Origin of the sequence: Hathewaya limosa (genome assembly GCF_030815255.1) — a bacterium.
Taxonomy (GTDB): Bacteria; Bacillota; Clostridia; order Clostridiales; family Clostridiaceae; genus Hathewaya; species Hathewaya limosa.
This window is the reverse complement of sequence record NZ_JAUSWN010000030.1, coordinates 16,082-28,579: the sequence shown is the minus strand read 5'-3', so window position 1 is coordinate 28,579 and position 12,498 is coordinate 16,082. Positions and strand designations below refer to the sequence as shown.

Annotated in this window: 9 protein-coding genes, 1 pseudogene and 1 riboswitch; of the genes and pseudogenes, 8 read left to right on the top strand and 2 right to left on the bottom strand. The window is 26.0% G+C overall.

What is annotated here, in order from left to right; genetic code table 11:
* Window positions 1–185 (top strand): annotated as a pseudogene (locus QOZ93_RS12910) (group II intron reverse transcriptase/maturase); the annotation flags it as partial.
* Window positions 186–458: 273 nt separating this feature from the next.
* On the opposite strand, the gene QOZ93_RS12905 reads toward QOZ93_RS12910, so the two are convergent.
* Window positions 459–1,730 (bottom strand): IS4 family transposase, encoded by a 1,272-nt coding sequence (locus QOZ93_RS12905; protein ID WP_307357081.1) that lies wholly within the window; start codon window positions 1,728–1,730, stop codon window positions 459–461.
* Window positions 1,731–2,042: 312 nt separating this feature from the next.
* On the opposite strand from QOZ93_RS12905, the gene QOZ93_RS12900 reads away from it, so the two are divergent.
* The 5 genes from QOZ93_RS12900 (at window position 2,043) to QOZ93_RS12880 (ending at window position 7,307) form a co-directional block, all read left to right on the top strand.
* Entirely contained in the window at window positions 2,043–2,663 is a 621-nt protein-coding gene (locus QOZ93_RS12900) for a hypothetical protein (RefSeq protein ID WP_307357078.1), read from the top strand.
* Window positions 2,664–2,733: 70 nt separating this feature from the next.
* Window positions 2,734–3,405 (top strand): response regulator transcription factor, encoded by a 672-nt coding sequence (locus tag QOZ93_RS12895; protein ID WP_307357076.1) that lies wholly within the window; start codon window positions 2,734–2,736, stop codon window positions 3,403–3,405.
* Window positions 3,402–4,412 carry a sensor histidine kinase gene (locus tag QOZ93_RS12890; RefSeq protein ID WP_307357073.1) on the top strand — a complete coding sequence of 337 codons (1,011 nt, stop codon included), beginning with the start codon at window positions 3,402–3,404 and terminating at the stop codon, window positions 4,410–4,412. Before QOZ93_RS12895 ends, QOZ93_RS12890 begins: the two co-directional genes overlap by 4 nt.
* Window positions 4,413–4,567: 155 nt before the next feature.
* A complete protein-coding gene (locus tag QOZ93_RS12885; RefSeq protein ID WP_307357068.1) occupies window positions 4,568–5,335 on the top strand; it encodes an ABC transporter ATP-binding protein in 768 nt (255 codons plus the stop codon).
* Complete coding sequence (locus QOZ93_RS12880; RefSeq protein WP_307357065.1) at window positions 5,325–7,307, top strand: FtsX-like permease family protein; 1,983 nt, start codon at window positions 5,325–5,327, stop codon at window positions 7,305–7,307. The genes QOZ93_RS12885 and QOZ93_RS12880 overlap by 11 nt, the downstream gene beginning before the upstream one ends.
* Window positions 7,308–7,439: 132 nt before the next feature.
* Here the strand turns inward: QOZ93_RS12880 and QOZ93_RS12875 are convergent, their stop codons facing one another.
* A complete protein-coding gene (locus QOZ93_RS12875) occupies window positions 7,440–8,087 on the bottom strand; it encodes a superoxide dismutase (protein ID WP_307357062.1) in 648 nt (215 codons plus the stop codon).
* A 207-nt stretch (window positions 8,088–8,294) separates the two neighbouring features.
* Here QOZ93_RS12875 and QOZ93_RS12870 point away from each other — a divergent pair, with 207 nt between their 5' ends.
* Together QOZ93_RS12870 and QOZ93_RS12865 are read left to right on the top strand one after the other, a co-directional pair.
* Entirely contained in the window at window positions 8,295–9,800 is a 1,506-nt protein-coding gene (locus QOZ93_RS12870; RefSeq protein ID WP_307357059.1) for a DUF1846 domain-containing protein, read from the top strand.
* 232 nt (window positions 9,801–10,032) lie between these two features.
* Window positions 10,033–10,208: riboswitch (cobalamin riboswitch) on the top strand.
* A gap of 282 nt (window positions 10,209–10,490) precedes the next feature.
* Complete coding sequence (locus QOZ93_RS12865) at window positions 10,491–12,482, top strand: prenyltransferase/squalene oxidase repeat-containing protein (protein ID WP_307357056.1); 1,992 nt, start codon at window positions 10,491–10,493, stop codon at window positions 12,480–12,482.
* Window positions 12,483–12,498 lie beyond the last annotated feature (16 nt).

Here is a 12,498-nt window from a genome sequence, read left to right as displayed (position 1 = left end):
GAGGACGAAACCTCATAAAACTAGGTCTTCCGACCCATAAAGCATGGGAGTACGCAAATACAAGAAAAGGCTATTGGAGAATATCCAAAAGCCCAGTTCTTGACACAATCTTAAACAACAAATATATTGAAAACCTTGGTTACAGAAGTATATCTAAAGGATATCAGCTAATACATAATTCTTAATGAACCGCCGTATACCGAACGGTCAATGTCATCAACTTAAGTTGTCATAAGTTTACAATTATAAAGTTGGATTAAAAATCATACATATATTTGTAAATAAAAAAGTGTGTAAAAAACCTTTGTGCAACATATTCTTTAATGTTATCCATTGTGACTTAATAATATATTTTTCTTTCAAAGTGCTACTATATAGGTATAACTTAAATAAACTTACATCATTTTTGAAGTAAATTTAATTTACACTTTCATAAAGTTGAATTGATTTTAATTGTTTTATAATGAGCGTTTACAATTAGCTTTATATTTGCACCTCGAAACACTATCTTTCCTTGGATATTGCCTTCCAAGTCTTATAGGAATAGTATTTTGAGAGGCTTGTTTCATTATATTTTTGAACATCTTCGTCCTTTTTCCCCTGTCTTTTTCAAGCATCATTATTATTAATTTATCTTTCAGACTTCCAATCAAAATATTTAAATTAGTTTTATACTCATGCTTTAGATTTTTTCCTTTATTCTTTTCTTTAATAATTTTATCACTTTCTTGTCTAGCTAATTCAATCATATTTGATAAGTAAATAGATGCATAGAAATCTTGTTCTATTGCTTTTTTTGTTCTTCCCGTAAAGTTTTCAATCTCTAATCTATTCTTTAACTCATCATACTTTACTTCAACACACCATCTCTTAAAATATAATTCTTTTAAATCCTCAAGTGTATATTTTTTATCAAGTAAACTTGTTATTAAGATTTCTTCAATACCAGATGAAAGCAAAAACCTTACAACTCTTACAGTTAGTACTTCTTTACCATTTTTTATATTGATAATTTGATCTGGTTGTTTTGCATTTTTTATATCTTTTGAAAAATTAACTTTTGCCCTCATAAGAAATTCAACATTATTTTCTTTCAAGAATGAAAAAAACTTTGTTCCTGGATAACCCCTGTCAAAAAGAATTAATTCTGATTCTGTTCTATTTTTAAGCATCTTCAATATTAACTCTTTTGCCATATTTCTTTCTGATGCTTTATATATGTCTATTTTACTTTCAATAACTATTTTGTTTAATACATCTAATATACAAGAAGCTCTTGCTCTTGCAACTTTATTTTTCTGATTTTCTATATAACCAAATTCTTTTCTTAATAATTTAGTATCTGGTAGTTGTATTACACTTCCATCAATTGCACTTAATCTGTATCCATTCCATAATTTGTATTCAAATTCATCCTTATATACAAGTTCATTTATCTTATCATTCAACTCAATAAATGCTTTTGCTTCAATATTTTGTCTAGCTTTTGAGTAAGCTTGCTTTGTACTAGGATTATCTTTATTTAAAATCGTTTCAAAGTAATTATTTAGCTCTACTTGTAGAGATTTATTAACCATATTTATCATAAACATTATTGTTTCCTTAAATCCCATTTTTCTCTCACGCGTAAAGTGTATTTCTTTAGTTCTATTGGTACATTTAAATGAATAATCCCCTATTAAAGTATTACTTACTATAATTCCTTTATTAAACCTGCTTTTAGTTTTCATTAATATCACCTTTAATCAAATTGGTACACAAAAATGTGTTCAAAATAATTATTGGGTATTTTTTATGAAGTCAACTATTTTTTCACACTTTTTATTTTTCAAGTTATTTACATATTAAGTTGATGACATTGACCGAACGGTACGTACGGTGGTGTGAGAGGACGCTAAATAAAATAATTATTTAGCTCCTACTCGATCACTTAAATAGTAAGAAAACAATATAGTTGGATAAAAAACGTGGATATTTAAAATAACAAATTAGAGATAAAATTATAAAATGTATTATAGCGATAATTTATTAGGAGGGATTTGGTGAAAAAAAGGTGCTATAAGAAAAAATGTAGATCAAAAAGTCAATTTAATTGTAATCTCTTTGAAGGAGCTGTTTTACCTCCATGTACAAAATTTTTAGGAGGATATAGCCCATTAATAAAAGATGGAAAATTTATTTATCCAAATTATAATAGGTTATTTTTATTTTTAACTTATAATTATCCTCTTTCTGAACCTCCAAATTATGATCCTAAGGATATTACTACGTACTCATTACAGCAAAATGCTAATTTACAAATATCATTATATGATTTTTTAATAGGGCTTTTCATAAATGAGGTGCAAAAAGATATTATAAAATATGATAGTAGTATGAAAATACATGATAATAAATATGCAGATAAATTCATTAAGACTTTAATAAATACAAACTTTGATGTTTTTTCTGATTTTATACCTTCATTATCTTTTGTAATTTCGAATTCTAATGCTATATTATCCTTATATACAGCAGATGTGAAAATAAGTCCTATTAACTTTTATATAATTTTTATGCTTAATAGAATAGGAAATGAACCTGGGTTAAAATATGGAAACAACTGTTATGTAACTCCGGATTATATAAATTATGAACTTGCCAATCTTTTTATAAAGTATTAAACTAATACAAAGTTAAGCATAGTTAGAAGTTATCTTATAATCAAAAATAATATTTCGGGGAGAATTTAATATGAGAAAAATTATTATCATAGAAGATGATGAGAATATAAGAAACCAATTAAAAACTTTTTTAGAAAAGTATGGTTATGATACGGAAGCACCAGAAGAATTTAGTAATATAATTGAATATATTAAGGAAAAGTCGCCTAGATTAATATTATTGGATATTAATCTACCTGTTTTTGATGGATATTATATATGTAGAGAGATTAGAAAAATTTCAGATGTTCCTATAATTATAGTAACTAGCAGAGATAGTGATATGGATGAGATTATGAGTATAAACTTAGGTGCAGATGATTTTATAACAAAACCATATAATACAGAAATTCTTTTAGCTCGTATTTCATCTATTTTAAGAAGAACTTATGGAAAATCAATTCCTCAAGATGTATTAACATATAAGGGATTAAATCTTAATTTATCTAGTGGAAGTATAACCTATAATAATTTAAATGTAGAGTTAACTAAAAATGAGCTTAAAATACTTTCTTATTTAATGAAAAATAAAGGAAAAATAGTTTCTAGAGAATCCTTAATGGATTATTTATGGAATTCAGATTTATTTGTTGATGATAATACTCTTTCTGTAAATGTAACAAGGCTTAGAAAGAAACTTGAAGATATTGGATTAAAAAATATAATAGAAACAAGAAGAGGGTTAGGGTATATAATGCAATGAAAATAAGAGAATATTTAAAGGAACGATTGTTTTTTTTAATAGTAAATATAACTTTATTTATTATTGTTTCTATATTAATGAAGGTATTACATATAGGAAGCGGAATAGTCTTTTTAGTATTTTGTATATGGTTTTTACCAATTTTAAGTTATATAAGTATTGAGTTAGTTAGAAAAAAGAAATATTATGATAAGCTAGAGGATACAGTAAATAATTTAGATAAAAAATATTTATTACCTGAAGTTATAGATGAACCTAATAAATTAGAAGAAAGAATTTTTTACGATATACTAAAGGATACAGATAAAGAAATGCATGAACATGTAAATAAGTATAGAGATATGCAAATCGAGTATAGAGAATATATAGAAACTTGGGTACATGAAATAAAAACACCTATTGCTTCTGCACGACTTATGATAGAAAATAATGAAAATGAGATAACTAAAAATATAGAATACGAAATAAAAAAGATAGAAGGATATATAGAACAAGTTTTATATTATTCCAAGAGTAATGATGTTAGTAAAGATTATATAATAAAAGAATTTGATTTAAAGGATATAGTTAGAAAAGTTATAAAAAAGAATTCAAGGGATTTTATAACTAAAAAAATATCCTTAGACATAGAAAATATAAATGGTAAAGTATGTAGTGATATTAAGTGGGTAGAATTTATTTTGAATCAGATTTTAGGAAATGCTATTAAATATTCTAAGGTTAACAATGCCAAAGTTACTATTTATTCCTGTATAAATGAAAATAATATAATTTTGACTATACAAGATAATGGTGTTGGTATAGTAAATAAAGATATTGGAAGAGTTTTTGAAAAAGGTTTTACAGGTGAAAATGGAAGAAAATTTGGAAAATCAACAGGAATAGGACTTTATCTATGTAAAAAGCTGTGTGAAAGATTAGGGTTAGGGTTAAGTATTATATCAAAAGAAGATATAGGTACAAAGGTTAATATAATATTTCCAATGGGAAAGTTTACAGTGTTTTAGAAGAATATTTAACATGTTATATAAAGGAGTCACATATTTTTGTGGCTCTTTTCTTATCTTACAAAAATGTAATGTAACTGAAAGATAAATAAATATGTATTTAGTAAAATTAAAGATACAATATGTATTGTAAGATTAATAAAGGAGGACAAATCATGGAGAATATATTAAGAGTTGAAAAAATAGAAAAATATTACGGAAATAAAGATAATATAACAAAGGCAATTGATAATATTAGTTTTACTGTTAATAAAGGCGAGTTTGTTGGAATAATGGGACCTTCAGGAAGTGGAAAATCAACATTACTTAATTGTATTTCAACTATAGATAAAATTACAACAGGTAATATAGTTATAAATGATAAAGATATTACAAAATTAAAATCAAAAGGTTTAGAAAAGTTTAGAAGGGAAGAATTGGGGTTTATCTTTCAAGATTTTAATTTATTAGATACTTTAACAGCTTATGAAAATATAGCATTGGCATTAACTATTCAAGGAAAAAGTCCTAAAGAAATAGATAAGTTAATAAAAAAGGTCGCGTCTAACCTTGAGATAACACAAGTTTTAAATAAATATCCATATCAAATGTCAGGTGGACAAAAACAAAGAATAGCTTCAGCAAGGGCAATTATCGGAAATCCATCATTAATATTAGCAGATGAACCAACAGGAGCACTAGATTCAAAGAGTGCAAGATTACTTTTAGAATCCTTTGAAAAATTGAATTCAGAATTAGAAGCTACAATACTAATGGTAACTCATGATGCTTTTACAGCAAGTTATGCACACAGAATTTTGTTTATAAAAGATGGAAAGATTTTCAATGAATTAATAAGAGGAAATGATTCAAGAAAAGAGTTTTTCAATAGAATTATGGAAGTGGTAGCTCTTCTTGGAGGTGATGCTGGAGATGTATTTTAAAATAGCACTGAATAATGTAAAAAAGAGTTTTAAAGATTATACAATATATTTTTTAACTCTTACTTTTGCAGTTTGTATATTTTATAGTTTTAATTCTATAGGAACTCAACAAGCTATGTTAGATATGAGTAAAAGTCAGGCTAAGTATATAGAACTTATGGAGAAACTTATATCATATGTATCAGTTTTTGTCTCTGTAATACTAGGTGGGTTAATTATATATGCAAATAACTTTTTAATAAAAAAACGGAAGAAAGAACTAGGAACATATATGGTGTTAGGAATGGGAAAAAATAAAATAGCTAAAATACTATTTTTAGAAACATTCTTAATAGGAATTATATCATTAATTGTAGGTTTAGCATTAGGTATAATTTTGGCACAAGGTCTTTCAGTTTTTACAGCTAAGTTATTCGAAGTTGCAATGAATGAATATAAATTTTTAATATCTATAAAAGCTATAGGAAAGACAACTTTATATTTTGGAATAATGTTTTTATTAGTAATGATATTTAATACAATTAATATTTCAAAATATAAGTTAATAGATATGTTAAATGCATCTAAGAAGAATGAAAAATTAAAACTTAGAAATACCGTGATTTCTAGTATAGTATTTATTATTGGAATAGCAACTTTAGTATCAGCATATTACCTAATTAATAAAAGTGGATTAAATCCTACGGATAATAGATTTTTTATATCAATTATATTAGGATGTTTAGGAACATTTTTATTTTTCTTCGGATTTGCAGGAACTATTTTTAATATTATACAAAAGAATAAGAGTATATATTTAAAGAATTTAAATATCTTTATTACAAGACAAATAAGTAGCAAAATAAATACTAATTTTATATCAATGACAGCAATATGTCTTATGTTGTTTTTAACAATTTGTACATTATCTACGGGATTGAGTTTAAAAAATGCATTGGAACAAGGATTAAAAAATACTACACCTTTTGATGCAGGAATAAAAATTTATGGGGGGCAAGAACCAGAAGAGATAATTAAAAAGATGGGATTAAAACTTAATCAATCTGAAAGATATGTTTCTTATAAAGATTATAAAATTAAATATGATATAGAAAAATTAATGTTAAAATATGCAGATCAAGATACTAAAAAATCTATTTCAATGATGGCTTGGCATGGTATAGATGCCATTAAAATATCTGATTATAATAAAATACAAGAATTAAAAGGAAAGCAGCCTGTAATATTAAAGGATAATGAAGTCTTAATAGCATCAAATTTTCAACCACTAAAAGCCAATGTTAAAAAAATTTTACAAAATACACATACAATAAATATAGAAAATAAAATCTATAATATAAAAAATAGAGAAGCTATAATGGAAAGTTTCTCAAATACAGGAATATCTAATAATTTTTTTACAATTATAGTAGAGGATAAATTATTAGATGGAAAAGAAAGCGAAAGTTCAAATATAAATATAAACTATGTAGGTGATAATAAAGAAACATCTGAAAAAAGAATAAGGAATACATTTATAAAAGTTAGAGAAACAAAGCATGATTTTGATGTAACAGCATATACAAGGCAACAATTATATGCGGAGAGCAAAGGAAGTACTACTTTAATATTATATATTGTAATATATCTTGGTATTATCTTTTTAATAGCTAGTGCGGCGGTACTTGCATTACAGCAATTAACTGAAGCTAGTGATAGTGTAGAAAGATATAATGCTCTTAAAAAAATAGGTGCTAGTAAGAAGATGATTAACAGAACAATTTTTATTCAAACATTAATATATTTTATGATACCACTTGGTTTAGCTTTAGTTCACTCATTAGTGGGAATACATCAAGTTACCCAGTTTTTGGGTTTATATGGTAGTCCTAATATAGGTGTAACTTCAATAATAACTGTATGTTTGCTATGTATAGTTTATGGAGGATATTTTTATGCCACATATACTGGATATAAAAATATAGTAAAATAAAGTATAATTTATAATAAAAAATAGTTGAAAAGTTTATTAAGTATTGATATAATACTTTTTTAAAGAAAAAAAGGGCTGTCTCGCTCTAGAAATTTTATTTCTATTTTGAGATAGCCCATTTAGTTTTAAAATTTATATACTACTATAATATTCATCACATTTACACCAATTGATTACTTTAAAGAAATTAGTTATATATTCAGGACGTCTATTTTGATATTGAAGATAATAAGCATGTTCCCAAAGGTCCATAGTTAAAATAGGAATATTACCTTGTGAAATTGGAGAATCTTGATTGCTTGTAGATACTATAGATAATTTACCATTAGTGTCACTTATAAGCCAGGTCCATCCAGAACCAAATGTACTTATTCCTGTTTGAGTGAAGGCATCGGTAAAAGCAGCCATAGATCCAAAGTCTCTTGTAATGGCCTTAGATAATTTGCTGTTAGGATTTAATTCTTCATTACCTAGGATACTCCAGTAGAACTCGTGGTTAAAAACACCACCACCATTGTTTATAACATCTTTTTTTATATCTTCAGGTAAAGAATTTAAATCTGAAAGTAAATCAAATACTCCTTTTTGAAAAAGTTCAGGGTGTTTTGATACAGCAATATTTAATTTATCTACATATGCTTGTTGATGCTTATCATGATGAATGGTTACAGTTTCAGTATCAATAGAGGGTATTAACGCATTATAAGCATAAGGAAGAGGGGTTAAAACATATGCTGTTCTAGAAGAACAACTATTGTTATTAGAAAAATTTAGATTCATATTTAATTCCTCCATTAAATTAATGTATAAACTTAATATGTGCAGTAGATGATAAATTATAATAGTTATTTTAAAACTAAAAAGTTAAAAGATTTTTTATTAAAACTCAGGTTAAAAAAACCTTTTATTTCTTAAAAATGTATTTTACTAAAAATTAAAAGTGTGCAATAATATAATGTATGTTTATTAGTTAGCGAGGTAGATAAGATGAAAATAGGATTTGATCATGAAAAGTATCTAGAAGAACAATCAAAGTATATTTTGGAAAGAGTAAATAATTATGATAAGTTATATTTAGAATTTGGGGGAAAACTTTTATTTGATCTTCATGCAAAAAGAGTTTTACCTGGATTTGATGAAAATGCAAAAATCAAATTATTACACAAATTAAGAGAAAAAGTTGAAATAATTATTTGTGTATATGCAGGTGATATTGAAAGAAATAAAATAAGAGGCGATTTTGGAATTACATATGATGTAGATGTTTTAAGACTAATTGACGATTTAAGAAGCTATGATTTAGAAGTAAATAGTGTTGTAATCACAAGATATAGTGGACAGCCAGCAACAACTGTATTTATAAACAAACTTGAGCGTAGAGGTATAAAGGTTTATAAACATGAATCAACTAAAGGATATCCTACTGATGTAGATACAATCGTAAGTGATGAAGGATATGGCAAAAATCCATACATAGAAACAACTAAACCAATAGTTGTTGTAACAGCTCCAGGTCCAGGAAGCGGAAAACTTGCTACTTGTCTTAACCAACTTTATCATGAATATAAGCAAGGTAAGGTAGCGGGATATTCAAAATTTGAAACTTTCCCAGTATGGAATGTTCCACTAAAACATCCATTAAATATAGCATATGAGGCTGCTACAGCAGATCTTAAAGATGTTAACATGATAGATTCATTCCATTTTGATGCTTATGGCGAAGTAGCAGTAAACTACAATCGTGATCTTGAAATGTTCCCAGTAATAAAGAGAATTATAGAAAAAATTACTGGAAAAGAAATATACAAATCACCAACAGACATGGGTGTTAATAGAGTTGGATTTGGTATTATAGATGATGAAGTGGTTAAAGAAGCATCTAAACAAGAAATAATAAGAAGATACTTTAAAACAAGTTGCGAGTATAAAAAAGGTTATGTAGATAAGGAAACTTTTGAAAGAGTAAAACTTATTATGGAAGGACTTAACCTAAAACAGGAAGATAGAAAAGTTGTTGCTCCTGGGAGAGATTACTCACATAAATTAAAAGAAATGGGCAATAAAAATGAAATATGTCCAGTAGTGGCTATAGAACTTCATGATGGTACAATATTAACTGGTAAGAGTTCACAATTAATGGATTCTACAGCGGCAGCACTTTTAAATGCTGTTAAATACTTTGCTAATATATCTGACGAAATTCATCTAATATCTCCAGTTATACTAGAGCCGATTACAAATTTAAAGTCAAAAACATTAGATAATAAGATGGTAGCTCTAACTTGTGAAGAAATCTTAATGGCTCTTAGTATATGTGCAGCTACAAATCCGATTGCACAAGTAGCACTTGAAAAATTACCAATGTTAAAAGGATGTCAAGCTCATTCAACTACAATTTTAACTACAAACGATGAGCAAACATTTAGAAAACTTGGTATAGATGTAACATGTGATGCAGAATTCCCATCACAAAGTCTTTACTACAATGCTTAATTAATATAAAGAATAGATAAATAATATACAAACCGATTACTACAACATGTAATAATCGGTTTTTTTGTATAAAAAGTCATATTAATTATATATGAAAGGTGTTTTTTTTTGAAAAATATTATTTTAAATAGATAAGTGATTAAAAACCTAAAAAATAATGCTGAATAGGTACTAAATTTAAAATAATTTGTTGAAAATTAATATTATGAATGTTACAATAAAAACGATAATTTAATAAGATGTATGTTTAGGTTATAAAAAATTAAAAGGGAAAGTGGTTAAATTCCACTACAGCCCCCGCTACTGTGAAAGTGGACGAACTTCTTGAAAATACCACTGTGAAAATGGGAAGGTAAGAAGGGAGAATGATACTTAAGTCAGGAGACCTGCCTAAACAGGTAGAAGTGATCCTTCGGAGGGAAGGAAATAGTCGTTTGAATAAAAGAAAGCTTATAATAACATATTTTGGCTTAATTCAGATTTTGAAATTCCCTATTTAAAATGGGAATTTTTTTTATTTTAGTATAAATATTTTATAAAAAAAATATATTGAAATTTCAAAAAATATTGGGAATTTACTTAAAATTACAAAAAACATGTATTTTTAATGTAATTTATTTTAAGACCTTTAAGTTGAAAGTTAATAATTTTCAACTTAATAATTAAAATATATAAACTAAGGAGGCAAAGATGAAGAAAAAAAGAGTTGGTATAATTATAGTTATTCTTTTAGTTGTGGTTGGAGGATTATGGATATATCAAAATACTAAAAAAGATGTAGCAACCAATGGACTTGAAAATCAAAGTAAAAAAATTAATGATTCTAAGAAAAAAGAAAAAGATGTTAAGGATCAAGAGAAAGATATAAAGCCAAAATCTTTGTATGAGAAGGAATCTAAAGATAAAGGAGAAAAAAAGGTTAAAGAATCATTAGAACAAAAATCTAAAGATCAGAACATTAAATCTGATGATACTTTATTATCTAAAAATATCAATAAAGGTAAGAATGAAATAAACATAAAAAGTATTGCAAAAAAACAAAATAATAGTTATCAATTAAATAAAGACAAGCTAGTTGAAAATAAGATAAATAGATCTAAATACAAAAATAATAATAAAAATTATATAGAGAAGGAAAATAATAAACCAAAAGAAGAAAGTAAGAAAAGAGATAAGAATAAGAAAAAAGATAAGGAAAAAGAAGAAAGTAAGAAAAAAGATAAGGATAAGGAAAAAGACAAGGAAAAAGAAGAAAGTAAAGAAAAAGATAAGGATAAGGAAAAAGACAAGGAAAAAGAAGAAAGTAAGAAAAAAGATAAAGATAAGGAAAAAGACAAAGAAAAAGAAGAAAGTAAGAAAAGAGATAAGGATAAGGAAAAAGACAAGGAAAAAGAAGAAAGTAAAGAAAAAGATAAGGATAAGGAAAAAGACAAAGAAAAAGAAGAAAGTAAAGAAAAAGATAAAGACAAGCAAGAAAATAAAGAAGAGGTAGGGCAAGAAGTTGATGTAGATACGCTTATTGAAGAAACAGTAGAAAGTATTAAAAGTAGTAACGAATTTAGTGAATGGGATATAATAACTTTAAAAGTATTAAGAGCTGATAAGGTTTTAAATGAAATAGAAGATAAAAAACAAGATATATTAAATAATGTTTATAATGATCTTAGATCACAAGGAAATAATTATAGTCTTTTGAATTATGTTAAATCTACTTTGGTTATTCTTTCATGTGATGAAAACCCTTATAAATTTCATGGAATAAACCTTGTTGAAAAACTTAGAGACATGGTTAATAAAAAAGATAAACATATTAATGCAGAGTTATGGGGAGTGTTAACTCTAGAAATTTTAGAAGAAGATTATAATAAGCAGGATGTTATAGATTATTTAATAAAAGAGCAGAAAGAAGATGGGGGATTTGCATTATTAAAAGGAATGCATACAAGTGAGGAACTTCCGGATTTAACTGCTATGGCTATATGTGCTTTAGATATTGCTGGTAAGGATTCAAGTGATTCAATAATGATTAAAGGAGATCAATTTTTAAAAAAATCATTAGCTAGATTAGACCAGTATAAAAATGAACAGAATTCAGAGAGTTTAGCTCAGATTTTAATGGCTTCAGTATGTTTGAATAATGACATAAATGAGTATAAAGTAAATAATAAAAATATTTTACAAAATATTATGGACTATAAGCATCCAAGTGGATATTTTAAACATGTTTTAGAAGAAGATGAAGGAAATAGAATGGCAACTCAACAGGTTCTAATGGCTTTAGGATTTAAAAAATATGGGACTAATGCTTATAAAAATTTAAGACCTTTAAATCATTTACCTAAACCTGATGTTGATGAAAAAGACAAGACTGAAAATAAGGAAGACAAGACTGAAAATAAGGAAGATAAAACCCAAAAAATAGAAATAAAAATTGATTATATAAAAGCTACTATAGATAAAAACAATGGTGGAGAAGTGATTTTTGAAAATGCAAAGGAATTTGAAAAAATTAGTTTAATTATTTTTGACGTTCATGACAATATTGCTTATATTAATGATTTAAAATTAGGTTCTAAGGATGATAGATTAAAATTTAACTTAGATAAAGGAAAATATAGAGGGATTATTAAGCTACAAGGTGGAAGTAAAGTTAATATTCCTACATTTGAAATAGACAAATAATTAATTTTAGAATAAT

What these genes read in the sequence shown, in the direction of transcription:
- QOZ93_RS12880 (WP_307357065.1), top strand. Translation starts at nt 5,325, where the DNA reads ATGTATTTTAAAATAGCACTGAATAATGTAAAAAAGAGTTTTAAAGAT.
- QOZ93_RS12890 (WP_307357073.1), top strand. Translation starts at nt 3,402, where the DNA reads ATGAAAATAAGAGAATATTTAAAGGAACGATTGTTTTTTTTAATAGTA.
- QOZ93_RS12885 (WP_307357068.1), top strand. Translation starts at nt 4,568, where the DNA reads ATGGAGAATATATTAAGAGTTGAAAAAATAGAAAAATATTACGGAAAT.
- QOZ93_RS12870 (WP_307357059.1), top strand. Translation starts at nt 8,295, where the DNA reads ATGAAAATAGGATTTGATCATGAAAAGTATCTAGAAGAACAATCAAAG.
- QOZ93_RS12875 (WP_307357062.1), bottom strand. Translation starts at nt 8,087, where the DNA reads ATGAATCTAAATTTTTCTAATAACAATAGTTGTTCTTCTAGAACAGCA.
- QOZ93_RS12895 (WP_307357076.1), top strand. Translation starts at nt 2,734, where the DNA reads ATGAGAAAAATTATTATCATAGAAGATGATGAGAATATAAGAAACCAA.
- QOZ93_RS12865 (WP_307357056.1), top strand. Translation starts at nt 10,491, where the DNA reads ATGAAGAAAAAAAGAGTTGGTATAATTATAGTTATTCTTTTAGTTGTG.
- QOZ93_RS12905 (WP_307357081.1), bottom strand. Translation starts at nt 1,730, where the DNA reads ATGAAAACTAAAAGCAGGTTTAATAAAGGAATTATAGTAAGTAATACT.